Consider the following 24,250-nt stretch of genomic DNA (forward strand, 5'->3'; position numbering starts at 1 on the left):
CTTGTCCACAAAACGACCTGACTTGATCAAAGACCGGCCGACTGAGGACCAGCAGATCGACGTTCTGCAAGCTCTCAGAACCGCGCCTGACCATATGTTGGCTATCACTGCGGCGGCCTACGTGGACTACGCCCTTGAAATGGTCATCCGCGAGCGGTTCCGTATCGACAAGGATGAGGACGCGCGGATATTCGACGGCGCGCAAAACGGCTTTCTGGCCACGGCATCGTCGAAAGTCACTATCGCCTATGCTGCTAGATTTATTGAAAAGATGTCTCGGGACGATCTGCGGATCATCAACAGGGTTCGAAATACCTTCGCCCACTCGATGCATCAGATCGATTTCAAACATCCTGAAGTCTCGGCCAAGTGTCGAAAGCTGAGCTTGGTGCAGCGACGGAGCGACATGTTTCCTAACGCCGCAACAGCAGACCCACGCTCGCTTTACTGGAATACGTGCCTCGACTTCTTCGCCGCCTGGCAGTTTCAACGGCGTGGCATCCGGGAGGACGGGACGATCCTGACTGTCGCTCCGTCTGACGAAGAGTAATCCGCACCCTCGACTTTTCTTCGGAATTGAAAAGTCGGATTGACGAAGCGTAATCCGCCGCACTGGTGGTGACGAAGACGGTGGGTTACGCCTTCCGCCTTCGCTCGTTGAGCTACCGCGGACGTAGTCGGCTAACCCACCCTACAAGATCAAATCGGATGGTGATGGGGCCGGAACATGCGGCCCTTTTCCGTCACCAGCACCACGGCGAGCGCGGCCAGCGTGCAGAGGAAGAAGCCGGTCGCGAACGGCTCTAGCGTGCCGTTGTAATCCTGGCCGATCACCGTCCCGACGCCGATCCCGAGCAGCGTGGTGATGGTGCCGTACAGCGAGGAGGCGGTGCCGGCGATCTTGCCCTGCGGCTCCATCGCCAACGCCGTGAAGTTCGCCATCATCAGCCCGAACGCGAACATCATCAGGCCCGCCAGCACCATGAACAGCGGCAGCGACAGCGTGTTGGTCTTCACGGCGAGGAACAGTGCCGCGGCGACGACGGCGAAACCGGTCAGCGCGGCGTGCGAGATCACCCGCATGCCGATGCGGCCGACGATGCGAGAATTGAGGAAGCCGGCGATCGCGACGCCGACCGCGCAGGCGGCGAACGCGACCGGGAAGTAATGCCCGAGCTTGAAGATCTCGGTGAAGATCTGCTGCGACGAGAACACGAAGGCGAACAGCGAGCCCTGCACGCCGCCGGCGGCGAGCGCATAGCCGAGCGTCTGGCGATTGGTGACGGTCTGGCGGAATGCGGACAGCACCTCCGGGATCGCCAGCGACTTGCGCAGCTCCTTCGGCAGCGTCTCCGGCATCCGCATCGCGCTCCAGGCCAGCGCGATCACCCCGTAGATCATCAACAGCACGAAGATGCCGCGCCAGTGCGTCAGCAGCATCACCGCCTGGCCGAATGACGGGGCGATCACGGGGACGGCGATGAACACCATCATTGCCAGCGACATCACGCTCGCCATCCGCCGCCCGGCGTAGCAGTCGCGCACGATCGAGGTCGCGATCACGCGCGTCGCCGCGGTGCCGAGCCCTTGCAGCGCGCGCGCCAAGAGCAGCGTCTCGAACGAGGGCGCCATGATCGCGAGCAGGCCGGCGATGGTGTAGACGGTCATGCCGCCGAGCAGCACCGGGCGGCGGCCGAAGCGGTCCGACAGCGGGCCCATCACGAACTGGCCGACCCCGAAGCCGACCAGGAAGATCGACAGCACCATCTGCGGGCGGTTGGCGTCGGCGATCTGGAATGCGGAGCGGATGTTCGGCAGCGCCGGCAGCATCATGTCCATTGCCAGCGGGTTCAGCGCCATGATGGAAGCGATAACGACGACGAATTCCGGAAAGCCCATCGGGCGGTGGCCTGAGGAGACCCAGGCATCGGCATTGATGTCAGACACTTACGACCTCTTGGAGCGCTGGGATCATAATGCTCTTGCTGCAATGCACAATCGGCGTTTTGGGATGGGAGACCGTCGGCGACGGGTGAGGTAACGGGGTCATGGAACCGGTCGGGCAGGGGGTGGCGGCATGTCGGCCGTGGCTACACCGTTGCGATTGCAACTATTTTGCTCGTGCTCGGCCGGAAGCTCTGCTATCCCGCTACCAGCACCCGTGCCGGGGCAGGCCATCGCGCCCGAACACCCGCACGGACAAGAACCGCACTTGGGGAGGCCACATGTCCATCGAACTATCCGCGCGCTCGCGCGGTGCTGAACTGTCGGATGAGGAACGCAAGGTTCTCACCGCAACGCTCGTCGGCACCACCATCGAGTGGTACGACTTCTTCGTCTACGCCCAGGCCGCCGGCCTGGTGTTCGGCGCGCTGTTCTTCGCGCCGATGAACGCCAACAATCCGCTGCTGGCGCAGATCGTCTCGTTCGCGACGCTCGGCCTCTCCTTCCTGTTCCGCCCGCTCGGCGCGATCGTCTGCGGTCATCTCGGCGACCGCTTCGGGCGCAAGAACATGCTGGTCGTCACGCTGCTGTTGATGGGCGCTGCGACCGCGCTGGTCGGCCTGCTGCCGACCTATGCGCAGATCGGCGCCTGGGCGCCGGCGCTCCTCATTCTTCTGCGCATCCTGCAGGGCTTCTCGGCCGGCGGCGAGTGGGGCGGCGCGGCGCTGATGGCGGTGGAATCGGCACCCGTCGACAAGCGCAGCTTCTTCGGCTCGTTCCCGCAGATCGGCACGCCGCTCGGCATGATCCTGGCGACCGGCGTGCTGTGGGTGCTGACGGCGATGCTCGGCAAGCAGGCGATGATCGAATGGGGCTGGCGGATCCCGTTCCTGCTGTCGATCCTCTTGATCGTGGTCGGCATCGTGATCCGCCGCACCGTGGAGGAATCGCCGGTGTTCCAGGCGATGCAGCGGCGGCACAAGGAATCCTCCGCGCCGCTGCGCGAGCTGATGCGCAATCATGCCAAGGAGATCCTGCGCACCGCCTTGATCTTCATGGCCAACAACGGGGCCGGCTACATCCTGATCGCGTTCATCATCAGCTATGGCGCCAACACGCTGAAGCTGCCGTCGGAGCAATTGCTGCTGATCGGCACGCTGGCGGCAGTGAGCTGGTTCATCTTCACGCTGCTCGGCGGCATCCTCGGCGACAGAATAGGCCGCGTGCGCTGCTTCCAGATCGGCTACACCCTGATGGTGCTGTGGGCGGTGCCGATGTGGTTCTTGATCGACAGCAAGAATTTGCTGCTGTTCTTCATCAGCGCCGTCGGCCTCACCATCGCGCTCGGCCTGTCCTATGGCCCGCAGGCCGCGCTCTATGCCGAGCTGTTTCCGGCCAAGGTGCGCTATTCCGGCGTCTCGATCGGCTACGCGCTCGGCGCCATCTTCGGCGGCGCCTTCGCACCGATGATCGCGCAATGGATCATCGGCACTTACGGTGAGTCCTGGCGGGTGGGCGTCTATATCGGCCTGCTGGCGCTGATCTCGCTGATCACGGTGTCGACGATCAGGGATCCGCAGGGCGTGGACCTGAACGTGAAGGACGCAGGGACGTAGGCGAGGGGAATCCGTAGGGCGGATTGGCCGCAAGCGTAATCCGCCACTGCCGTTGCGTCGCGGTGGATTTTGCCTTCGGCTAATCCACCTTACGCAGCGGCGGCCATTCAGATTCGGGCGCCGCGGTTGTAGCCGTCGACGAGTTCATTGTAGTCGCGCATCAGCCGGGCCGGCGATCCTTCCACCATCCAGCCGGCGCCGGCATTGCTCAGCATCATCTTCTCACCGGAGCTGTAAGGCACCTTGTCGCGCATGCGGCGCATCAGCTGCTTGGCCGTGGTGAGGAATGATTTGGCGCTGCCGACGAACATCGAGCCGAGCTTGACGTCGCCGTCCTTGCCCGAGGCGTCCTCCATGGCCTTCACCGTCGCTTCATATTCGCTGAGCCCCTGGGTGATCGCGTCGAGGTCGGGCTTGTCGGCCTGCTCCGCGCGAAGCACGCGTTTGGCCTGGATCATCAGGGCCTCGACATAATAATGCGACTTGCGGCCTTCGCTCGCCTCGATCGCGGCCAGCTGCTCGGCCGAGCGCTTGTCATTGATCGCCTCGACGCCGGCGCGCAGCGCCTTGTCGGCGCCGGCGAATGCATCCCATGCCGCGACCAGGCGCGGATGCAGCGCCTTGCCCTTGGCCATCTTGTCGTCCTTGTAATTCTCCTGGGTGTAGTAGTCGTCCGCCTCCTTCAACAGCGGCTCGAGCGTGGTCACGGCGGCAACATAGGCATTCGCAGCCGACTCAAGCCCGGCATCGTGCGGGTCCGCCGCATTGGCGGCCGCGACGCTCGTCTTGCAGTCGGAGGTGTCGTAGATCGTGTAGGTGCCGTAGATGATCCGCTCCTTGCCGGTGGGACCGCTCCTGGCGGCCCAGGAAAAGTAGCGGTCGCGGGATTCGTAGGAGCGCGACGACAGACGATTGATGCACCCGACATAGGCATTCATCTTGCGCGTCAGTTGCGCGGAGGCGGCGCTCTCCGATGACGCAGGCGGGGCCTGCTGGGCGACGGCCGGTTCGAGACAGGCAGCGATGGCTGCAATTGCAAAGAAACGGATATTTCGCATCGGGAGTTTGCCCTCATCTCGGCCGCACGTTGCCCGCCCCAGCTTGGAAGGATTGTGTGACGGCAGACCGTGACGTCACACGAGCCTTCGCCGAGGCCGCGCGGCACACTATCGATCAACGTGTTTGTCGGCTATGGGCCAGACGCCACCACCGCCGAAACAATGCGCTGATGGCCGCCTACTTGATTCCGAGCAAAGCCTTCAACTTCAACACCGCGCTGTCGGGCGTCGTCAGCACCTCGCGGCCGGTGATGTCGGCGACGCGCGCGGCGGCCGGGGCCATGCTGTACTGGGCGAGCGCGATCAGGTCGCAGTCGCGCAAATCGCGGCTGGCCTCGACCACGATGCGGTCGTGCTCGGCGCGGTCGCCGCGATCGAGCGCGGCCAGCGCGCCGTCGGCGAGCTTCGGCACCAGCGTCACGGACGACGGAAATTCCGGCGGCATCGACGCCAGCGTCGGCGGAAAGGTCGAGAGCAGGCCGATGCGTTTTCCCATGGCGACCGCCTGTTCGATCATCGCCTCGTTCGGCTTCAACACCGGCATCGGCGCGTGCGCACGCGCCACCGCCTCGATGCACGGGCCGAACGCCGAGCAGGTGAACAGGATGCCCTCGGCGCCGGTGCCGACTGCATATTGCCCGATGGCAAGGAAGCGCTCGGTCATCCGGTCGGTCAGCTTGCCGTCGCGCGCGAGGTCGGCCGACAGACTGTCGTCGAGCAGGTTCATCAGCCGCGCTTCCGGCCAATGTTTTGCGAATGACGCCTCGATCGGCGCGATCGAATGCTTCAGGGCGTGAATGAGCGTGATGCGCATGATTTCTTTCTACTCCCTCTCCCCGCAAGTCGTTGAGGTTGGAGGCTATAATCCATCAACTCGTCATTGCGAGGAGCGATAGCGACGAAGCAATCCATCGCTGTACTTGTGCCGCGATGGATTGCTTCGCTTCGCTCGCAATGACGGGAGGAATAGGTTCAAGGCCTATCAGAGGATCATTTGAACGGGATCGCGTACATCAGGCCGCCCTTGCTCCAGGTGGCGTTGAGGCCGCGTTCGAGCTTCAGGGGGCTTGCCTTGCCGACATTGCGCTCGAAGATCTCGCCGTAATTGCCGCCGGCCTTGATCGCCGCGACCAGCCATTTGTTGTCGAGGCCGAGCCGCGAGCCGAGATCGCCGGATGCGCCGAGCAGGCGCTGGATCGCCGGCACCTGCGACTTCGTCATCTCGTCGACATTGGCTTGCGTCACGCCGAGCTCTTCGGCTTCGACCAGCCCGTAATGCAGCCAGGTGATGATGTCGCTCCAGACCTCGTCGCCGTTGCGGGTGAACGGGCCGAGCGGCTCCTTGCTGATGGTCTGCGGCAGCACGACATAGTCGTCGGCCTTCGGTGCCGCGGTTGCGACCGCGCCGGCAAGCGCCGAGGCGTCCTGGGTCATGGCATCGCAGCGGCCGCCGAAGAAGGTCTGGTACATGGTATCGGGACGGTCGAACACCAGCGGCTTCCAGTCGATGCCGTTGGCGCGGCCGTAATCGCCGAGCGTCACTTCATGCGTGGTGCCCTGCGCGACGCAGACGGTGGCGCCCTTGAGGTCCTTCAGCTCCTTCACGCCGAGGTCCTTCTTCACCACAAAGCCCTGGCCGTCGTAGAAATTGACCGGGCCCTGGCGCAGCCCGAGCGTGGTGCCGCGCAGATAGGTCTGCGTCGAATTGCGGTAGAGCACGTCGATCTCGCCGGATTGCAGCGCGGTGAAGCGGTTCTGCGCGGTCAGCGCGACGTAGCGCACCTTGGCTGGATCGCCGAGCACGCCGGCGGCAAGCGCGCGGCAATAGTCGACGTCGAGGCCCTTGAAATTGCCCTGCGAGTCCGGCGCCGAGAAGCCGGCAAAGCCGGTCGAGACGCCGCACACCAGGGTGCCGCGCTGCTTGACGGTGTCCAGCGTCGCCGCGCTTGCGGTCGCGGCGCCGGCGACGAGAACGGCTGCAGTAATCAATCCCCTGTACATTTTACACCTCCCTCATGCTTGAGCATGATCTTCTCGGAAAACCGGTACCCACTTTTCCGGATCATGCTCCGTGACCAACATCCTTCAGCGCGCTGTCGACCGCAGCGCCGAGCCTTTCGACGATCATGTCGATGTCGCCGGGCGTTGCGATATAGGGCGGGGCGAGCAGCACATGGTCGCCGCGCTGGCCGTCGGCGGTGCCGCCCGAGGGATAGCAGCCGAGGCCGCCGGCAAAGGCTGCGGACTTGATTCGCTGATGCAGCTTCAGCTTCGGATCGAACGACTGCCGCGTGCCGCGGTCGGCGACCAGCTCGATCCCCCAGAACAGGCCGCGGCCCCTGATGTCGCCGACATGGCGATGATTGCCGAAGCGCTCGATCAGCCGCTGCTCGAGCTGGCGGCCGCGCTCCTTGACCTGGTCGAGCAGCCTCTCCTCGGCGATCGTCTTCTGCACCTCGAGGGCGGCGGCGCAGGCGAGCGGATGCGCGAGATAGGTGTGGCCGTGCTGGAACGCGCCGGAGCCGTTGCGCACGGTGTCGACGATCGTGCCGCTCGCGAGCATCGCGCCGATCGGCTGATAGCCGCCGCCGAGCCCCTTGGCGATCGCCTGGATGTCCGGCGAGATGCCTTCCTGCTCCCACGCATGCAGCGTGCCGGTGCGGCCCATGCCGCACATCACCTCGTCGAGGATCAGCAGCGCCCCGTGGCGAGTGCAGATCTCGCGCACCGCCTTGAAGTAGCCCTCCGGCGCCGGCACGCAGCCGGCGGTGGCGCCGACCACGGGTTCGGCGATGAAGGCTGCGACATTCTCGGGGCCGAGCCGTTGGAATTCAGCCTCTAATTCGGCGGCGAGGCGGCCTACGAACGCGGCCTCCGATTCATCGTCGCGCTTCTCGTGATAGGCGAAGGCGGGGGTGACATGGCTGAACGAGGGCGACAGCAGCGGCGCGTAGGGCTCGCGGCGCCAGGCATTACCGCCGGCCGACAGCGCGCCGAGCGTGTTGCCGTGATAGCTCTGGCGGCGGGCGATGAAGCGCGCGCGCTTAGGCTCGCCGCGCTCGATGAAATATTGCCGCGCCAGCTTGATCGAGGCCTCGATCGCCTCCGATCCGCCGCTGACGAAGTAGACATAGCCGAGCCCGCCGGGCTCGTGGCCCACTAGCCGCTCGGCGAGCTCTTCCGCGGGCTCCGACGAGAAGAAGCCGGTGTGCGCATAGGCGATCTTCGACGCCTGCTTGGCGATGGCGGCAAGAATGCGCGGATGCTGATGACCGAGGCAGGACACCGCGGCGCCGCCGGAGGAATCCAGGATGCGGTGACCGTCTTCCGCGATCAACCAGACGCCGTCGCCGCCGATTGCCTTGGGCGGGGTCTCGCGCAGGCTGCGGTGCATCACGCGGCTCTTGGAGGCGGCTGTCATGACAGTCATCCTTTCTCGACAGTATATTGCGACATCCCGGCAAGCCGGCTTTCAGTCTCTTCCAGCTTGCGTTTTGCCCCGGCGCCGCCCAGCGTGAAGGCGACCGCGGCGAGCGACTGCGCGACTGCGATCGCGCCGGTGAGGCTCGGGAAGAAGCCGGGCGAGGCGGCGGCCTCGAACAGCAGCAAATGATCGGCGCCTTCGGCCATCGGCGCCGAGATCGTGTCGGCGATCGCGATCAGCGCGGCGCGCGCCTGATGCGCCGCACGCGCGGTCTCGACGCTGACCAGCGTGTAGGGCGCAAAGCCGATCACGACCACGGCGTCCTCAGTGCGGAAGGCGCCATGGTCGAGATCGAACGGGCCGGACCCACCGACCAGCTGCACGGCGTCAGGGCGGAACAGGCGAAGCTGATAGGTCAGCAGTTCCGCGACGCTGCGGCAGCTGCGAAAGCCGGATATCCAGATCCGGTTGGCCGAATGCAGCGCACGCGCGGCGTCCGCAATCGCATTCGCGGAGATGCGCGCAAGCCCCGCGGCTTCGGCTTCCAGCTTGTCGTGCACCAGTTTGACATCGGCATTCGGCCCGCCGCGGCGGCTCTTGGCGCGGCCGGAGAACGGCGAGCCCTGCTCGGGCCGCCGCGCCTCGGTGAGTGCGGCGCGCAATTCGTCCCAGCCGGAATAGCCGAGCGCTTTTGCCAGACGTGTAAAGGAGGCTGGATCGGCGCCGGCGACGGCGGCGAGCTCGCGCATCGAGCGGGTGGTGGCGTCGTAATCATTGGCTGCGACAAACCGACCGACCTCCTGCAAACGCATTGGCAGCGACGGCAATGCGCTGCACAATTCGTTGAGGGGCGATGGTTTCGGCTCAGCCTGGGCCATGAAACATATGTTGCATGAATCTTGATTTGGTGCAACATATGATGTGCGCATGCTCGAATAGACGCCTGCGCATGGCAGAAGATCGCTTCTCAGGGGATCCTGTGCTGTGACGACATCGACGCCGAAACACCCTCCCGTCCGCAACTGGCGGCTCTCGCTCAGCGATCCCCGCGTCGCCGGCCTGTTCTGGCAGGTCCTGGTGGTCGGCATCGCGGTCGCCATCGTCGCCTTCCTGTGGTCGAACGCGCTGCATAATCTCTCGGTGCGGCGGATCTCGACCGGCTTTGCCTTCCTCGGCCGCGAGGCCGGCATGCCGATCGCGGATTCCTGGATCGACTACACGCCGAAGGACACGTACCTGCGCGCCTTCATCGTCGGCGTCGTCAACACGCTGCGCGTCGCCGTGATCGGCATCGTGCTGGCGACCGTGATCGGCACGCTGGTCGGCATCGCGCGGCTGTCGTCGAACTGGCTGCTGGCGCGGCTCGCCGCCGTCTATGTCGAGGTGCTGCGCGACCTGCCGCTCTTGCTGCAGCTGTTGTTCTGGTACGTGCTGATGCAGGGCCTGCCGGCGGCGCGCCAGGCGTTCAAGCCGGTCGAGGGCGTCTATCTCTCCAATCGCGGCCTGATCCTGCCGTCGGTCCCGCTGCACGAAGCCAATTGGTGGACCATCCTCGCGCTGGTCGCGGGCCTGGTCGTTTTCACTTTCCTCAGGCGCCGCCTGATCGCGCAACAGATGCGCGACGGCCGGGCCCGGCCGGCCTGGCCTTATGCGCTCGGCCTCGTCGTCGCGCTGCCCGCGCTGGTGTCGTTCCTCTCGGGCGCGAGCTGGAGCATCACGCTGCCGGAGCTGCGCGGCTTCAACTTCGTCGGCGGATTGACGCTCGCGCCGGAATACTTTGCGCTGCTGATCGCGCTCGTCACCTACACCTCGGCCTTCATCGCCGAGATCGTGCGCAGCGGCATCCAGGCGGTGCCGCGCGGCCAGTCCGAGGCCGCCAAGGCGCTCGGGCTGAAGCGCGGCTTCGTGTTGCAGCACATCGTGCTGCCGCAGGCGCTGCGCGTCATCATCCCGCCGATGACCAGCCAGTATCTCAACCTGACGAAAAACTCCTCGCTCGCGGTCGCGGTCGGCTACCAGGACATCGTCTCGATCGCCAACACCACGCTGAACCAGACCGGGCAGGCGATCGAGTCGATCGCGCTGATCATGATGGTGTTCCTCACCATCAGCCTCGGCATCAGCCTGTTCATGAACTGGTACAATGCGCGGATCGCGCTGGTGGAGCGCTGACATGAGCTCGGTCGCCCACCTTCCGCAGGATCCGCTGCCGATCGGCCCGCGCCCCGCACCGCGCGCGCTCGGCGGTCATCTCACCGCCTGGCTGCGCGCCAATCTGTTCGCCTCGATCCCCTCCAGCATCATGACGCTGCTGTTGTTGTTCGTGCTCGGCAAGGCCGGCATCGCGTTCTGGCAATGGGGCATTGCCAACGCGGTCTGGATCGTCTCCGGCAACGACACCGCGGCCTGCCGCGCGCTGCGCGGCGTCGGCGCCTGCTGGGCGGTCGTGCCCGAGAAGTACCGCTTCATCCTGTTCGGCACCTATCCGTTCAGTGAACAGTGGCGGCCGGCGCTCGCGGTCGTGATCTTCATCGCACTGTTCGTGGTGTCGAGCCGCCGCAGCTTCTGGCGCAAGGAATTGTTCCTGCTGTGGGCCGCGGCGCTGATCGTGATCGGCTGCCTGATGTGGGGCGGCTTCCTTGGCCTCACCTTCGTCACCCAGGACCGCTGGGGCGGGCTGCCGGTGACCTTGATCCTCGCGACGTTCGGACTGGCGCTCGGCTTCCCGCTCGGCATCCTGGTCGCGCTCGGCCGCCGCTCGAACTTGCCGGCGATCCGTTCGCTCTGCGTGCTCTATGTCGAATTGATCCGCGGCGTGCCGCTGATCAGCCTGCTGTTCATGGCGAGCGTGATGTTCCCGCTGTTCATGCCCGACGGCGTCAACATCGACAAACTCCTGCGCGCGCAGATCGCCTTCATCCTCTATGCCGGCGCCTATCTCGCCGAAGTCGTGCGCGGCGGCCTGCAAGCGGTGCCGCGCGGACAATATGAGGCCGCGGATGCGCTCGGGCTGTCTTATTGGGAGAAGCACGCGCTGATCGTGCTGCCGCAGGCCATCCGCCACGTCATCCCGCCGCTGGTCAACACCTTCATCGCCTTCTTCAAGGACACCAGCCTTGTCCTGATCATCGGCATCTTCGATCTCTTGACGACCGCGAAAACCGCGATCGTCGATCCGGCCTGGCAGTCCTTCAGCGTCGAGGTCTACGTCTTCGTCAGCGTGATCTATTTCGTGTTCTGCTTCGCGATGTCGCGCTACAGCCGGAGCCTCGAGGCGCAACGCGCGCACGGCTGAGCCGGCCGGGCTTTCCGCCAATTCCCGAATGTTCGATTCTGGCGTGCCGTCCGAAGGACGGCGCCGCTCCCGTTCGCTCGGAGGTCGGAAGCGAGCCCCTTGCCAAGCCGTCGCAATCCTATTTATGATCATAAAATGGATAAATCGGCTCTGCCCACCCTCGACCCCTCCCGCCGCGCTTCGATCAAGCGCAAGCGCCCGGACGCGGTCGCCGATCTGATCCGCAGCCACATCTTCCAGGCCGGCTTGCAGCCCGACGACCGGCTGCCGCAGGAGGGCGAGCTGATCGCGATGTTCGGGTGCAGCCGCTCGACGATCCGCGAGGCGCTCAAGTCGCTGGAAGTGCAGGGGCTGGTGCAGAACACCACCGGGCCCGGCGGCGGCGCGCGGGTGGCGCCGGTCTCGATCAACCGGATCGTCGGCCTGCTCAGCAACTACTTCTATTTCCAGTCGGTCAATGCCGCGCAGATCTACCAGATCCGCCGGCTGATCGAGCCGGAGCTCGCCTTCAGCGTGGTCGGGCACCTCACCGCGGCGCATCTTGCCGCGCTCGACAACGCGATCGCGGTTCAGGAGCATCACCCCGGCGGCGAAGCCGATTGGGATCATCATCGCCACGCCGAGATCGATTTCCACGACATCCTGATCGAGGCCTGTCCCAACCCGCTGCTCGGCCTGATGTGCAGGTTCGTCAACGAGGCGATCCGTCACCTGATCGGCAAATTCGGCGCGCAGCAGTTCTCGTCGCGCTTCACCTGCGAGAACATCGACTTTCACAAGCGCCTGATGGCCGCGTTTCGCTCCGGCAATGCGGCGCGCGCCCGGCGCGTGATGCTCGATCATGTGCTCAGCGCCGAGGCGGTCGTCGTTCCCAAAGAAGACCGGCGGATGGACCAGCCGGTGTTCTACGAGCCGTTGCGGCTCGACTGAACCAACCAGCAAGAAACCAGTGCGAGAACCAGTGGAGGATAACACGTGACGAATGCACCGATCTGGCAATGGTCGGCCGTGGAGACGGCTGCGGCGATCAGGAACGGCGAGGCGACCTCGGAGCAGGTGGTCCGCGCGCATCTCGATCGCAAGCAAGAGGCCAACCCGGCGCTCAACGCTGTCGTCGTCGATCTCGGTGACGCCGCGCTGAAGTCGGCGAAGGCCGCGGACGAGGCGTTGGCCGCCAGCAAGCGCGGCGGCGCTGCCGTCGGGCCGCTGCACGGCGTGCCGGTCACGATCAAGATCAACATCGACGTCGAGGGCCAGGCCAATTCGAACGGCGTGGTCGCCTTCAAGGACAATATCGCGCCGGGCGACTCGCCGGTGACCGCCAACCTCAAGAAGGCCGGCGCCATCATCATCGGCCTGACCAACACGCCGGAATTCTCGCTGCGCGGCTTCACCGACAACCCGCTGCACGGCCTGACGCGCAACCCCTGGAATGCGGAGGTGACCTGCGGCGGCTCCTCCGGCGGCGCCGGCGCGTCGATCGCGGCCGGCATCGGCACCATCGCGCATGGCAACGACATCGGCGGCTCGCTGCGCTGGCCGGCGCATTGCAACGGCATCGCCACCATCAAGCCGACCCAGGGCCGGATTCCGGCGTTCAATCCCTCCGCCACGGCAGAGCGGCCGCTGATGGCGCAGTTCATGTCGTCGCAGGGACCCTTGGCGCGCCACGTCGCCGACGTCCGTCTCGGGCTTGAAGTCATGGCGCAGCGCGACCCGCGCGATCCCTGGTACGTGCCGGCGCCGCTCACGGGGCCGAAGCCCGCCGCGCCGGTCAAGGTCGCGCTCGCGAAGGTCCCCGAGGACATGGTGACCGATCGCGGCGTGATTGCGCTTCAGCGCAAGGCGGCCGATCATCTGGCCGATGCCGGCTATGCGGTCAGCGAGGTCGAGGTCCCCGAGCTCAACAAGGTCTGGCAGCTCTGGTGCGACCTGATCATGACCGAGGTCCGCGTGCTGCAGCAGGACCAGATGCTGGCGACAACCAGCACCGACTTCCAGAAGACGTTCCACGGCTTCATGGCGCTGGCCAACCCGCTCGATCAGGCCGGCTACATGAAGGCCATTGCCGAGCGCTCGCGCCACATCAGGGCGTGGATGGCCTTCCTCGAGCAATATCCTGTCGTGCTGATGCCGACCACGGTGCGCAAGACGCCGGAGGTCAATGCCGATCTCGGCGGCGATCAGCGCGTCAAGGATTTGTTCTGGAACGATCTGCGCTTCATCTCGTCGATCAACGTGCTCGGCCTGCCGGCGGCCGTGGTGCCGGTCGGCCTGCATGAGGGCGTGCCGGTCGGTGTCCAGATCGTCGGCTCGCGCTATCGCGAGGACATGTGTCTCGACGCCGCCGAGGCGATCGAGCGCAAGGTCGGCATCCTGGCAAGGCAATTGTGGGAGCGGCGTTGAGGCGATCTCGTATCGTCATTCGTATGATCCAGGCAACGCCGCGGCAAAATTTCGTCGCGGCGTTCGCATGACCGGCGACGCGCGAGCCGACGCATTCGTCGCGTTCCTCCTCCCGGAATTTTGCCGCGGAATCGCAGAGCGCCATGCCGGCGAACGGGGTTGTCGGTGATCCCTGATTGCTTCAGGAGTTCGTCGAACCATCCGAACTGTCCGAAACCTTTGGGAACGAAATGTCCATCACGAAACGCTCGCCTGTCCTGGCCGTCATTGCCGCCGCGTGTCTGTCATTTGCGGCCGGCACGGCCCACGCGGAGGATGGTGTGCTGCGGGTCGGCATCATCACCGATATGAGCGGGCAATATTCCGACGGCAATGGCCCGGGATCGGTGATCGCGGCGCAAATGGCCGCGGAGGAGATCGGCGGCACGGTCGCCGGACGCAAGATCGAGATCATCTCGGCCGATCACCAGAACAAGCCTGACGTGGCGACCGGCATCGTGCGCAACTGGATCGACACCAAGGGTGTCGACGTGATCGCCGAAGGCGTCAACTCTGCGGTGGCGCTCGCGATCCAGACCGTGACGCGCGACCGCAAGAAGCTGTTCCTGATCTCGGGCTCCGGTTCGTCCGATCTCACCGGCAAGCAGTGCTCGTCGACCAGCGTGCAGTGGACTTACGACACCTATGCGTCCTCGAACGCGACGGCAAAGGCCGTGGTCGCGCGCGGCGGCACGCCGTGGTTCTTCCTCGCCGCGGACTACGCGTTCGGCCAGGCGCTGGAGCGCGATGCCAGCAAGGCCGTGACCTCAGCCGGCGGCAAGGTGCTCGGCGCGGTCCGTCATCCCTTCGACACCGCGGACTTCTCGTCCTTCCTGTTGCAGGCGCAATCCTCCGGCGCAAAAATCCTGGCACTCGCCAATGCCGGCTCCGACTTCCGCAACGCGGTGTCGCAGGCCGACGAATTCAACATCCGGGCCAGCATGCAGGTCGTCGCGTTGCAGGTGACGCTCACCGACGTGCCGGCGCTCGGGCTGGCGCACGCGCACGACCTCTTGTTCACCGATTCCTTCTATTGGGATCGCACGCCGGAAACACGCGTGTTCGCCCAGGAGTTTTTCAAACGGCATGGCGCGATGCCGACCGCCTACCAGGCCGGCGTCAATTCGGCGCTCAGGCACTATTTCAAGGCGGTCGCCGCCACCAACTCGGTGGATTCGGAAACCGTGATCGCGCAGATGCGCAAGACCCCGGTCAACGACTTCTTCGCCCAGAACGGCGTCGTGCGCGAGGATGGCCGCATGGTGCACGACATGTACCTGATGCGCATCAAGAAGCCGGAAGAGTCCAGGAGCAAGTGGGACCTCTACGAATATCTCGCGACCGTGCCGGGCGACCAGGCCTTCCGTCCGCTCGATGAAGGCGGCTGCCCCTACGTCGCCAAGGCGCATTAGGGCTCTAGTCATTCCGGGGCTCGCGAAGCGAGAGCCCGGAATCCATCAGGCCGCATGTACCGTGGATGGATGGATTCCGGGCTCGCGCTGCGCGCGCCCCGGAATGACGAAGGGATACCGCGTAGCTGGTTGCGGCGATGCTGTTGCAAATTCGACACGTCGGGCAACTCAACAAAATGCGTCAAGCCCCCGCGGCAAAAATATTTCGCTTTATCCGAAGTATAACTCAGTGTATAAGTTCGCCCGTCTCGCCCGATTGAGGGGCGCTTCGCGGTCGTCACGAACGCGGGTCGAGATGCGGTGGACGCTGCGCGTGGCCTGACGAGAGCACGCAAGGCGGACGGTGAAGTCGTGCAGGCCTGACGCCCTAGCGGTAGGTGTCTCTTCCGATTGCGCAAATGCGCGTTGTGAAGACGGTGACAACAAAGCCAAGTCTCGCCGGGGAGAGCACGTATAAGCCGTAAGCCATCGCGCAGGGAAAGCCGGATTGCTCCGGTTACACCTGTGGTCCTACCCCCGTGCTTTCTACCCATTGCACGGGGCCCATGGGTGCGATCGGCACCCGGCTTTCCCTGCGCCCTCTGTAAGACGAGGGCGGAACGAAGAGCAAGACTCGGACGATTCATGTCGCGAGAATGCGGATTCACGCGATCATCACTGTTTGATAAGCGCAGCAGAAATCAAACCGTCATCCTGAGGTGCGAGCCTCTTCGGCGAGCCTCGAAGGATCGACGGCCCGGCTGGTGGCCGTCGATCCTTCGAGACGCCGCTTCGCGGCTCCTCAGGATGACGGTTCGAGAGCTTTCGCCAGGACGACGGCTGTGATGAAATCGGGCCGTTCGTGTGTATCCTGCATCTCGCGGCGTCATCGACCGCCATATCACCGTGTCCACATCAAGAGGCACCATGACCAGCACCATCGAAGCTCCCGACGGCGGCTACCGCTTCATGCCCGGCGTCAGTCAATATTCATGCGGCATCGGTGCGCTATCAGGCTTTGCCATTGAGCGCGTTCGGTTTGCCGATCCGGTGCCGCTGAGCGAGGGCTTTAAAAGGATTGAGTCAATCATCAAGGCCGCCGGCCGGCCGTTGACCGCGTTCGCAGCCTGCGAGCTGCGCTCGCCGGCGCCGTTCACCGAGGACGGGTTCAAGGCGTTCAACGAGATCTACATCAAGACCCTGATCGACTGGGGTGTGATGCGCGACGCCGTCAATCCGGTGGCGCGCAGCAATGTCTGCCCGAAATTCGATCCGCCGGCTGAGCCGAGCTTCCACGCCTTCTGCTACACGGTGCCGGCTGCGAACGACGCGCCGGCGAGCTTCGTCGTGGCCGGCAGCGGCGAGTCGGTCGAGGGCAAGGCCAATTATCGTGACCATACGGTCGCGCCCGGCGATACCAGCCCGGCCGGCCTCCTGGCGAAGGCGAAATTTGTGCTTGGCGAAATGGAACGCCGGATGAGCGCATTCGGTGGCTCCTGGCGCGACACCACCGCGGTGCAGCTCTACACCGTGCACGATGCCTATCCGGTGCTCGAAGGTGAATTCGGCCGCCGTGGCGTGCTGCGCAACGGCATGACCTGGCATTTCGACCGACCGCCGGTGGTCGGGCTCGATTTCGAAATTGATTGTCGGCGCGTGCACCGCGAGCGCGTGGTGTGATGGGTCGGTCGCCTGACGCATCAAAAGCGCGTGTGGCTGGATGTGGAAGCGTGCGGCCTTTCTTGACACGGATCGCATCAACCGTTTCCCTTCGCATCGACGTCAGCGGCTGGGTGGGCGCGGGTGCAGAACGAATCTGTGATCAGGCGGCGGGATCTGCTGACGCTGATCGGGACCATTGCCGGCAGTTCGGCGATGTATCACGCGATGACGAGCCTCGGCTTCGCATCGGAGTCCGCCTACAAGGGGCCGGTCAAGCTCGCCGGCGACGTCAAGGGCGCCTCGGTGCTGATCCTCGGCGCCGGGCTTGCCGGCATGACGGCGGCGCTGGAACTGCGCAAGGCCGGCTACAAGGTCCAGATCCTCGAATTCAACAGCCGCGCCGGCGGCCGCAACTGGTCGATCCGCGGCGGTGACAGCTTCACCGAGCTCGGCGGCTTCAGGCAGACCTGCCAGTTCGAGCAGGGGCTCTATCTCAATCCGGGCCCATGGCGGATTCCCTATCATCACCGCGCGCTGCTCGATTACTGCCGCCGGCTCAATGTGACGCTGGAGCCCTTCATCCAGCTCAACCACAATGCCTATCTGCACGCGACGCGCGCATTCGACGGCAAGCCGCAACGCTTTCGCAGCATCAAGGCGGATTTCCAGGGCGGCGTGTCGGAGCTGCTTGCAAAAGTCAGCCAGCAGGGCCGGCTCGACGAGTTCGTCGGCAAGGAAGACCAGGAGATCCTGTTGCAGGCGCTGCGCGACTGGGGCGCGCTGGATCGCGATTACAAATACAATGCCAACCTCGGCTCCGCCGAGTTTCGCGGTTATGCCCACGATCCCGGTGGGGGCCTGATGCCCGACCCGCTGCCCAGCGACCCGATCTCGCTGCAGGAGCTGTTGCGGTCGCGGATGTGGCGCTATCTGCAGACCTTTGCGCGCTACGACTTCCAGACCACGATGTTCCAGCCGGTCGGCGGCATGGACTTGATCGGCAAGGCGTTCGTGCGCGAGGTCGGCGATCTCATCCGCTACAACGCCAAGGTGACGCAGATCCAGCAGAACGGCTCCGGCGTCACCGTGAGCTATGTCGACACCGCCAACCCGTCCGCGGTGCAGCAGGCGACCGCCGACTGGTGCATCTGCACCATCCCGTTGCCGATCCTGAGCCAGCTGCCGATCGATGTCGGCGCGCCGATGAAGAGTGCGATCGAGGCCGTGCCCTATGCCGCCTCGGTGAAGATCGGGCTGCAGTTCAAGCGGCGGTTCTGGGAAGAGGACGAGGCGATCTATGGCGGCATCAGCTACACCGATCTGCCGATCCGGCAGATCGCCTATCCGAACACTGGCTTCAACCGCGGCGGCCGCGGCATCCTGCTCGGTGCCTACATGTATGGCGGCGCCAATTCGTTCGAGTTCACCGCGATGACGCCGGCCGAGCGGGTCGCGAGCGCAGTCGAGTTCGGGTCGGCGATCCATCCGCAATACCGAAGCGAATTCGAGAACGGCGTCGCGGTGGCCTGGCATCGCGTGCCGTTCACGCTCGGCTGCGCCGGCGAATGGACCGAGGCCGCGCGGGCGCAGCATTACCGCAATCTCTGCCAGATCGACGGCCGCATCGCGCTGGCCGGCGAGCATGCCTCGCAGCTGCCGGCCTGGCAGGAGGGCGCGATCCTGTCCGCGCTCGACGTCATCTCCCGATTGCACGAACGCGTGGTGAAGACGTGATGATGCGCAAAGGACCATCTGTCATTGCCATGTTGGCGCTGCTCGCAACGTCCGCGGCCGCTGCGCAGGACGGTGGTGCGGGCAAGCGCACCTTCTCCTCGGGCTACCGCTTCGTCGAGATGACCGGCGAAGAGCTGTTCGCCAATGTCTGCCAGGGCTGCCACATGCCGGACGCGACGGGCGCGAGCGGCGCCGGCAGCTATCCTTCGCTCGTCGGCAACAAGAATCTCGAATCCGGCAGCTATCCGATCTTCCTCGTCGTCAATGGCCGCCGCGGCATGCCGGCATTCGGCGACATGATGACCGATGGTCAGGTCGCCGCCGTTGTGAATTATCTGCGGACGCACTTCGGCAACAGCTATCAGGACGCAGTGACGACCAAGGACGTCCAGGACGCCCGCCGCTAACAAATACACTTGGGAGAGTTTGATGAAATTCACCGCTATCGTGTTGGGCGCCGCGCTGTCGGCGATGGCGACCGCCGCCTCGGCCGACGTGGTCAGGCATCCGATTCCCAACTCGACATTCCCGATCGCGCAGGCCGTCACCGTCACCGGCAACACCACGACGATCTATGTCAGCGGCCAGGTGCCGCCAGTCGTCAACAAGGATGCCGATCCGTCGAGCCCGCAGGCCTATGGCGACGCCAAGACCCAGACCGTCGGCGTGCTCAACCGGATCAAGGCGATCCTGGAGGGCCAGGGGCTCGGCATGGGCGACGTCGTCAAGATGCAGGTGTTCCTGGTGCACAGCGCGGCCGCGCCGATGGACTTCAAGGCCTTCATGGAGGGTTACACCCAGTTCTTCGGCGGCAGCCAGCCGAACCTGCCGGCGCGCTCGGTGGTCGGCGTCGCCGCGCTGGCCAATCCCGGCTTCCTGGTCGAGATCGAGGTGATCGCAGTCAAGGATTCCAATAAGGACTCCAAATAGCGTGCACGAAACTGCGGAGCATGCGCGCGCAAATTGAAGGGCTTGCCGTCTTGCCAAAGCCCGTGTCGCCTGTCTGAATTCGTTGCAGTGGAATTCTGGGAGAGCATGATGTCGCACAAGACCCGAAACATGGTTCGATCGTTGCTGCTGTCGGCGGCGCTCGGTGCGCTGCTCGCAACCGGCGCCGCAGCGGAGGGATTGACCGAGCAACAGCAATTTGCCCGCGGCATCTACCAGGAGCTGGTCGAGATCAACACCACCACCGCGACCGGCGACACCCGGAAGGCGGCGGAAGCGATGGGCGCGCGGCTCCGCGCTGCGGGCTTCCCCGAGGCCGACGTGCATGTGTTCTCGCCGGCGCCGCACAAGGGCAATATGGTGGCGCGGCTGCACGGCTCCGGCGCACGCAAGCCGATCCTGCTGGTCGCCCATATCGATGTCGTCCCCGCCCTCCGGGAAGACTGGACGGTCGACCCGTTCAAGCTCACCGAGCAGGACGGTTATTTCTACGGCCGCGGCTCGAGCGACGACAAATACATGGCCGCGTCCTTCATCACCAATCTGATCCGCTACAAGAAGGAGGGCTACAAGCCGGACCGCGACATCATCGTAGCGCTGGAGACCGACGAGGAGATCCTCGATGCCAACGGCCTCGGCATGCAGTGGCTGATCAAGAACCATCGCGACCTGATCGACGCCGAGTTCGCGCTCAACGAAGGCGGCGGTGTCGGCCTGAAGAATGGCAAGGCGATCCGCAACAGCGTGCAGACCAGCGAGAAGGTCTCGGTCGGCTACCAGCTCACCGTGAAGGATCGTGGCGGCCATTCATCGCTGCCGCGCAAGGACAATGCGATCTACCGGCTCGCCGAAGGCCTGGTTCGTCTCTCCAAATACGACTTCCCGATGAATCTCAACGAGACCACGCGGATCTATTTCGCCAAGACCGCCGAGACCGAGAGCAAGGAGAACGCCGACGACATCAAGGCAATCCTGGCGCCGCAGCCCGATCCGGCGGCCTTGGCGCGATTGTCGGACAAGCCCGGCTACAACGCCCAGCTCCGCACCACCTGCGTCGCGACCATGCTGGAGGGCGGCCATGCCATCAACGCGCTGCCGCAGCTGGCGAGCGCCAAGGTGAATTGCCGGATCCTGCCCGGCGAGCCGGTCGATGGTGTCCAGGCGGCGATCGAGCGCGTGCTGGCCGACAAGCAGATCGAGGTGACCGCGACCGGCAAGGCGGTGCTGAGCCCGCCGTCACCGTTGAACGAGGAGATCATGGGTTCGATCGAGAAGCTGTCGAAGGAGTTCTGGCCGGATGCGGCCATCGTCCCGGTCATGAGCACCGGCGCGACCGACGGCAGCTATCTGCGCAATGCCGGAATCCCGACCTATGGCCATTCCGGACTCGGCGCCGATGTCGACGACAACCGCAACCATGGCAAGGACGAGCGCGTGCTGGTCAAATCGTTCTACGAGGGCCAGGAGTACCTCTATCGCCTGGTCAAGATGCTCGCCGGTGGGAAATGATGGCGGACGGTAAGGCTAAGTTGCGGGTCGCGGTCGCCGGCCTCGGCGCGATCGGCACCGACGTCGTCAAGGCGCTCGATCAGGGCATCGAGGGCCTGACGCTGGTTGCGGTGTCGGCCAATAGTCCGGACAAGCATGGCGGCTGGGTCGCGGCGCTCAAATCCGCGCCGCGGCTGGTGCCGATCGAGCAGCTTGCCGATGTTGCCGACATCGTGGTCGAGTGCGCGCCGAGCAAGGTGGTGCGCGCGATCGTGGCGCCGGTGGTCGCGCGCGGCAAGACCGCGGTCGTGCTCAGCGTCGGTGCGCTGTTGCAGAACGAGGACCTGGTCGATCTCGCGCGAGCCCATGGCGGCCAGATCATCGTGCCGACCGGCGCGCTGATCGGGCTCGATGCGGTGACCGCGGCGGCGGTCGGGACCATTCGCTCGGCGAAGCTCGTGACGCGGAAGCCGGTCGCGGGCCTGCTCGGCGCGCCGCATCTGGTCGAGAACGACATCAAGATCGATGATATCACCGAGCCGCTGCGCATCTTCGAAGGCAGCGCGCGCGACGCCGCAAAAGGCTTTCCGGCCAATCTCAACGTCGCGGTGGCGCTGTCGCTCGCCGGCATCGGCCCGGACCGGACCCGGGTCGAGATCTGGGCCGATCCGACGGTGACGCGCAACACCCACCGCATCGAGGTCGATTCCGATTCCGCGCGGTTCTCGATGATGATCGAAAACATCCCCTCGGAGAACCCCAAGACCGGCCGCATCACCGCGCTGTCGGTGATCGCCTGCCTGCGCAAATTGCGCGCGTCGTTACGGATCGGCACCTGATGAAGATTGAGCCTGACGATCTCCTGTTGATCATCGACGTGCAGAATGATTTCTGCCCCGGCGGCGCGCTGGCGGTTGCCGACGGCGATGCGGTGGTGCCGGTGATCAACCGGCTCGCGGCGCGGTTTGACCATGTCGTGCTGACCCAGGACTGGCACCCGGCGGGCCACAGCTCGTTTGCGACCTCGCATCCGGGCGCGGCGCCATTCTCCGCGATCACCATGCCCTATGGGCCGCAGACGCTGTGGCCGGACCATTGCATCCAGGGCACCGCGGGCGCGGCGTTTCATCCGGGCCTCGCCATCGACCGCGCCGAGCTCGTGATCCGCAAGGGGTTCCGCTCGGCGATCGATTCCTATTCGGCGTTCTTCGAGAACGACCGCACAACCCCGACCGGGCTCGCCGGCTATCTGCGCGAACGTGGCCTCACGCGTGTCCTGATGGCGGGGCTGGCGACGGATTTCTGCGTGCAATATTCGGCGCTCGATGCGCGGCGGCTCGGCTTCGAGACGGTGGTCGTGTTGCCGGGCTGCCGGGCCATCGATCTCGGCGGTTCGCTTGCGGCTGCCATCGCGGCGATGCGCGAGGCCGGCGTGAAGCTTGTCGAGGAGATCGTCTGAGCCTCGCCAGGCAGGGGCAAAAACCATTGTTTTGACTGGCCTTTTGTTCTAATCCCCAGCCGTTGATGATCACGCGCAGCGGAGCTTTCGTGTCGGGACAGGTTTTGCGGATTGGGACGCGCAAGAGCGCGATGGCACTCGCGCAGACGGATGAGGTCGCGCGGCTGCTGCGCGCCTCGGCAGCGGACCTTGCCGTCGAGATCGTCAAGTTCGAGACCCGCGGCGACCAGGACCAGACCAGCAAGTTGCTGCGTCACGGCGGCAAGGGCGGCGCCTTCGTCGCCGAGATCCGCGAGGCGATGCGCGCGGGCACCTTGCAGGCCGCGATGCATTCGCTGAAGGACGTGCCGGGCAATGAGGAGACGCCGGGTCTGGTCCTCGCGGCGATGCTGGCGCGCGACGCCGCCAATGACAGCCTGGTGCTGCGGCCGGGCCTGTCACTGGAGACCCTGCGCGCCGCCCGCGGCAAGGGCTTCATGATCGGTACCAACGCGGTGCGCCGCGCCGCCTATCTGCGCCGGCTGTTTCCGGAAGCAACCGTGATCCATTATCGCGGTGCTGCCGACACGCGAGTCGCAAAACTCGATCGCGGCGACAAGCAGCGATTGCCGGATGGCGGCGAGGTCGGGCCGGCGGATGCGCTGGTCATGGCGCGCTCCGGCCTCGAGCGCATCGGCATGACCGCGCGCATCGCACATGATTTCTCCGTCGGCGAGATGCTGCCGGCGGTCGGCCAGGGCATCGTCGCGGTCGAATGCGTCGCGACCGATTGGGCGACGCGGGCGCGGCTTGCCGCGATCGACAAGGCGGCGTCGCGGCTTGCCGCCGAGGCCGAGCGCGAGGTGCTGTGGGTGCTCAACGGCCATTGCAACTCGCCGATCGCCGGCCACGCTACGCTCTCCGGAAACGAGATGACGCTGCGCGCCTCGGTGCTCGACGAGGGAGGCGCCGGCTTCATCGAGGTGACGCGGCACGGGCCTTCGGATCGACCGCGCGAACTCGGCCGCGCCGTCGGCATGGAGTTGTTGGAGAAAGGCGCCGCCGAGATCATCGCCCGCACCAGGGTGGACGAGTAGCGTCCGCTATTGCGCGCGCAAGGGCCAGCTGTCGATGATCCGGAACCGGGATGCACGATCGGCTTGCTTGAACAGCGCGATGCGGTCGACCGCGAGCGTTGCAAGCTCGATTGCCGCGAACCGTTCGCGCAGTTGCGCTACGATAGGGCCGCGCCGTTCGTCGCTCAACCGCCCGGTCAGCGTCATGTGGAAGCGGAATTCCTCCATGACGTAGGGATAGCCCCAGCGGTCGAGATAGTCGCGCTGCCGTTCCGTGAGCCGTTCGGGTTTGCGCCGCGCGCGATCGTCCGGCGTGAGTGGCGCGCGAAACCTGTCGAATTCGGTGACGCAGTCGGCGGCAAGCTGCTGCAATTCATCCGAGCGGCTGGCCGGGATCACGGCAATGAAGCCGCTGATGGCATCGACCACCGGTTCGATCACGGGAATGCGCCGCGCGCGTCCGGCGAAGGCGGCGCAGGCGTCGAGAAGTTCGGACTCGCTCCTGCCGTCGGCGAGCGCGGTGGGCGCCTTCAGCGTGGCGTGAAAACCGTATTTGCGCGGATCCGCCGTCACCTCGCGCCAGTCCGGCGCGACGCCATCGGGAAACGGCAGGTCGTTGCCGTCAACGGCATCGTAACCGAGCAGTGTCGAGCCGAAGCGATGCAAGGCGCTGTCGGGCGGCGGCGTATAATAGATCGCGTAGCGCGGGATGGAAGTCATGGCGGCAGAAT

General features: G+C 65.3%; 22 protein-coding genes. 15 read left to right on the forward strand and 7 right to left on the reverse strand.

Features of this window, described 5'->3' with window-relative positions; genetic code table 11:
* Position 1: 1 nt before the first annotated feature.
* Complete coding sequence (locus tag ACVMB0_RS18330) at positions 2 to 550, forward strand: hypothetical protein (protein ID WP_461347192.1); 549 nt, start codon at positions 2 to 4, stop codon at positions 548 to 550.
* A 149-nt stretch (positions 551 to 699) separates the two neighbouring features.
* On the opposite strand, the gene ACVMB0_RS18335 is transcribed toward ACVMB0_RS18330, so the two are convergent.
* Positions 700 to 1,899, reverse strand: coding sequence for a multidrug effflux MFS transporter (locus ACVMB0_RS18335; RefSeq protein ID WP_461349678.1), 1,200 nt, complete (start codon positions 1,897 to 1,899; stop codon positions 700 to 702).
* Positions 1,900 to 2,225: 326 nt separating this feature from the next.
* Between ACVMB0_RS18335 and ACVMB0_RS18340 the strand changes: the two genes are divergently transcribed.
* Positions 2,226 to 3,560 (forward strand): MFS transporter, encoded by a 1,335-nt coding sequence (locus ACVMB0_RS18340; RefSeq protein WP_461347193.1) that lies wholly within the window; start codon positions 2,226 to 2,228, stop codon positions 3,558 to 3,560.
* 107 nt (positions 3,561 to 3,667) lie between these two features.
* Here the strand turns inward: ACVMB0_RS18340 and ACVMB0_RS18345 are convergent, their stop codons facing one another.
* The 5 genes from ACVMB0_RS18345 to ACVMB0_RS18365 all read right to left on the reverse strand — a co-directional run bounded on the left by ACVMB0_RS18345 (position 3,668) and on the right by ACVMB0_RS18365 (position 8,920).
* Entirely contained in the window at positions 3,668 to 4,618 is a 951-nt protein-coding gene (locus tag ACVMB0_RS18345) for a YiiG family protein (protein WP_461347194.1), read from the reverse strand.
* A gap of 178 nt (positions 4,619 to 4,796) precedes the next feature.
* Positions 4,797 to 5,432 carry an aspartate/glutamate racemase family protein gene (locus ACVMB0_RS18350; RefSeq protein WP_461347195.1) on the reverse strand — a complete coding sequence of 212 codons (636 nt, stop codon included), beginning with the start codon at positions 5,430 to 5,432 and terminating at the stop codon, positions 4,797 to 4,799.
* A gap of 176 nt (positions 5,433 to 5,608) precedes the next feature.
* Positions 5,609 to 6,619, reverse strand: a complete 1,011-nt coding sequence (locus ACVMB0_RS18355; protein ID WP_461347196.1) for an amino acid ABC transporter substrate-binding protein — start codon at positions 6,617 to 6,619, stop codon at positions 5,609 to 5,611.
* Between the two features lie 61 nt (positions 6,620 to 6,680).
* On the reverse strand, positions 6,681 to 8,039 hold the full coding sequence (locus ACVMB0_RS18360) for an aspartate aminotransferase family protein (protein WP_461347197.1): 1,359 nt from the start codon (positions 8,037 to 8,039) through the stop codon (positions 6,681 to 6,683).
* Positions 8,040 to 8,044: 5 nt separating this feature from the next.
* On the reverse strand, positions 8,045 to 8,920 hold the full coding sequence (locus tag ACVMB0_RS18365) for a MurR/RpiR family transcriptional regulator (RefSeq protein WP_461347198.1): 876 nt from the start codon (positions 8,918 to 8,920) through the stop codon (positions 8,045 to 8,047).
* A 106-nt stretch (positions 8,921 to 9,026) separates the two neighbouring features.
* Here ACVMB0_RS18365 and ACVMB0_RS18370 point away from each other — a divergent pair, with 106 nt between their 5' ends.
* From ACVMB0_RS18370 to hemC, 13 genes are all read left to right on the forward strand, one after another.
* On the forward strand, positions 9,027 to 10,214 hold the full coding sequence (locus ACVMB0_RS18370) for an amino acid ABC transporter permease (RefSeq protein ID WP_461347199.1): 1,188 nt from the start codon (positions 9,027 to 9,029) through the stop codon (positions 10,212 to 10,214).
* Between the two features lies 1 nt (position 10,215).
* Positions 10,216 to 11,337, forward strand: coding sequence for an amino acid ABC transporter permease (locus ACVMB0_RS18375; protein WP_461347200.1), 1,122 nt, complete (start codon positions 10,216 to 10,218; stop codon positions 11,335 to 11,337).
* Between the two features lie 135 nt (positions 11,338 to 11,472).
* Positions 11,473 to 12,267, forward strand: a complete 795-nt coding sequence (locus ACVMB0_RS18380) for a FadR/GntR family transcriptional regulator (protein WP_461347201.1) — start codon at positions 11,473 to 11,475, stop codon at positions 12,265 to 12,267.
* Positions 12,268 to 12,312: 45 nt separating this feature from the next.
* Positions 12,313 to 13,743, forward strand: coding sequence for an amidase family protein (locus ACVMB0_RS18385; protein ID WP_461347202.1), 1,431 nt, complete (start codon positions 12,313 to 12,315; stop codon positions 13,741 to 13,743).
* A 230-nt stretch (positions 13,744 to 13,973) separates the two neighbouring features.
* Positions 13,974 to 15,194 (forward strand): ABC transporter substrate-binding protein, encoded by a 1,221-nt coding sequence (locus ACVMB0_RS18390; RefSeq protein ID WP_461347203.1) that lies wholly within the window; start codon positions 13,974 to 13,976, stop codon positions 15,192 to 15,194.
* A 906-nt stretch (positions 15,195 to 16,100) separates the two neighbouring features.
* Positions 16,101 to 16,853 carry a 2-amino-5-chloromuconate deaminase CnbZ gene (gene cnbZ, locus ACVMB0_RS18395; protein ID WP_461347204.1) on the forward strand — a complete coding sequence of 251 codons (753 nt, stop codon included), beginning with the start codon at positions 16,101 to 16,103 and terminating at the stop codon, positions 16,851 to 16,853.
* Positions 16,854 to 16,976: 123 nt separating this feature from the next.
* Positions 16,977 to 18,569 (forward strand): flavin monoamine oxidase family protein, encoded by a 1,593-nt coding sequence (locus ACVMB0_RS18400; protein ID WP_461347205.1) that lies wholly within the window; start codon positions 16,977 to 16,979, stop codon positions 18,567 to 18,569.
* A 2-nt stretch (positions 18,570 to 18,571) separates the two neighbouring features.
* Positions 18,572 to 18,976, forward strand: a complete 405-nt coding sequence (locus tag ACVMB0_RS18405; RefSeq protein WP_461347206.1) for a c-type cytochrome — start codon at positions 18,572 to 18,574, stop codon at positions 18,974 to 18,976.
* 22 nt (positions 18,977 to 18,998) lie between these two features.
* Entirely contained in the window at positions 18,999 to 19,499 is a 501-nt protein-coding gene (locus tag ACVMB0_RS18410) for a RidA family protein (protein ID WP_461347207.1), read from the forward strand.
* A gap of 108 nt (positions 19,500 to 19,607) precedes the next feature.
* Positions 19,608 to 21,026: a M20/M25/M40 family metallo-hydrolase gene (locus ACVMB0_RS18415; RefSeq protein ID WP_461347208.1), complete on the forward strand. Its 1,419-nt coding sequence runs from the start codon at positions 19,608 to 19,610 to the stop codon at positions 21,024 to 21,026.
* Complete coding sequence (locus ACVMB0_RS18420; RefSeq protein ID WP_461347209.1) at positions 21,026 to 21,844, forward strand: aspartate dehydrogenase; 819 nt, start codon at positions 21,026 to 21,028, stop codon at positions 21,842 to 21,844. The genes ACVMB0_RS18415 and ACVMB0_RS18420 overlap by 1 nt, the downstream gene beginning before the upstream one ends.
* A complete protein-coding gene (gene pncA / locus ACVMB0_RS18425; protein ID WP_461347210.1) occupies positions 21,844 to 22,464 on the forward strand; it encodes a bifunctional nicotinamidase/pyrazinamidase in 621 nt (206 codons plus the stop codon). The genes ACVMB0_RS18420 and pncA overlap by 1 nt, the downstream gene beginning before the upstream one ends.
* A 65-nt stretch (positions 22,465 to 22,529) precedes the next feature.
* Positions 22,530 to 23,540 (forward strand): hydroxymethylbilane synthase, encoded by a 1,011-nt coding sequence (gene hemC / locus ACVMB0_RS18430; RefSeq protein ID WP_461347211.1) that lies wholly within the window; start codon positions 22,530 to 22,532, stop codon positions 23,538 to 23,540.
* 6 nt (positions 23,541 to 23,546) lie between these two features.
* On the opposite strand, the gene ACVMB0_RS18435 is transcribed toward hemC, so the two are convergent.
* Positions 23,547 to 24,239 carry a DUF1045 domain-containing protein gene (locus ACVMB0_RS18435; protein ID WP_461347212.1) on the reverse strand — a complete coding sequence of 231 codons (693 nt, stop codon included), beginning with the start codon at positions 24,237 to 24,239 and terminating at the stop codon, positions 23,547 to 23,549.
* Between the last annotated feature and the right edge of the window lie 11 nt (positions 24,240 to 24,250).

This window comes from Bradyrhizobium sp. USDA 4451, assembly GCF_054822585.1.

Bases quoted from the DNA above. Each gene is read 5' to 3' on its own strand.
- ACVMB0_RS18335 (WP_461349678.1), bottom strand. From the start codon at position 1,899: ATGGGCTTTCCGGAATTCGTCGTCGTTATCGCTTCCATCATGGCGCTG.
- ACVMB0_RS18340 (WP_461347193.1), top strand. From the start codon at position 2,226: ATGTCCATCGAACTATCCGCGCGCTCGCGCGGTGCTGAACTGTCGGAT.
- ACVMB0_RS18345 (WP_461347194.1), bottom strand. From the start codon at position 4,618: ATGCGAAATATCCGTTTCTTTGCAATTGCAGCCATCGCTGCCTGTCTC.
- ACVMB0_RS18350 (WP_461347195.1), bottom strand. From the start codon at position 5,432: ATGCGCATCACGCTCATTCACGCCCTGAAGCATTCGATCGCGCCGATC.
- ACVMB0_RS18355 (WP_461347196.1), bottom strand. From the start codon at position 6,619: ATGTACAGGGGATTGATTACTGCAGCCGTTCTCGTCGCCGGCGCCGCG.
- ACVMB0_RS18360 (WP_461347197.1), bottom strand. From the start codon at position 8,039: ATGACAGCCGCCTCCAAGAGCCGCGTGATGCACCGCAGCCTGCGCGAG.
- ACVMB0_RS18365 (WP_461347198.1), bottom strand. From the start codon at position 8,920: ATGGCCCAGGCTGAGCCGAAACCATCGCCCCTCAACGAATTGTGCAGC.
- ACVMB0_RS18375 (WP_461347200.1), top strand. From the start codon at position 10,216: ATGAGCTCGGTCGCCCACCTTCCGCAGGATCCGCTGCCGATCGGCCCG.
- ACVMB0_RS18380 (WP_461347201.1), top strand. From the start codon at position 11,473: ATGGATAAATCGGCTCTGCCCACCCTCGACCCCTCCCGCCGCGCTTCG.
- ACVMB0_RS18390 (WP_461347203.1), top strand. From the start codon at position 13,974: ATGTCCATCACGAAACGCTCGCCTGTCCTGGCCGTCATTGCCGCCGCG.
- cnbZ (WP_461347204.1), top strand. From the start codon at position 16,101: ATGACCAGCACCATCGAAGCTCCCGACGGCGGCTACCGCTTCATGCCC.
- ACVMB0_RS18405 (WP_461347206.1), top strand. From the start codon at position 18,572: ATGCGCAAAGGACCATCTGTCATTGCCATGTTGGCGCTGCTCGCAACG.
- ACVMB0_RS18410 (WP_461347207.1), top strand. From the start codon at position 18,999: ATGAAATTCACCGCTATCGTGTTGGGCGCCGCGCTGTCGGCGATGGCG.
- ACVMB0_RS18415 (WP_461347208.1), top strand. From the start codon at position 19,608: ATGTCGCACAAGACCCGAAACATGGTTCGATCGTTGCTGCTGTCGGCG.
- ACVMB0_RS18420 (WP_461347209.1), top strand. From the start codon at position 21,026: ATGGCGGACGGTAAGGCTAAGTTGCGGGTCGCGGTCGCCGGCCTCGGC.
- pncA (WP_461347210.1), top strand. From the start codon at position 21,844: ATGAAGATTGAGCCTGACGATCTCCTGTTGATCATCGACGTGCAGAAT.
- hemC (WP_461347211.1), top strand. From the start codon at position 22,530: ATGATCACGCGCAGCGGAGCTTTCGTGTCGGGACAGGTTTTGCGGATT.
- ACVMB0_RS18435 (WP_461347212.1), bottom strand. From the start codon at position 24,239: ATGACTTCCATCCCGCGCTACGCGATCTATTATACGCCGCCGCCCGAC.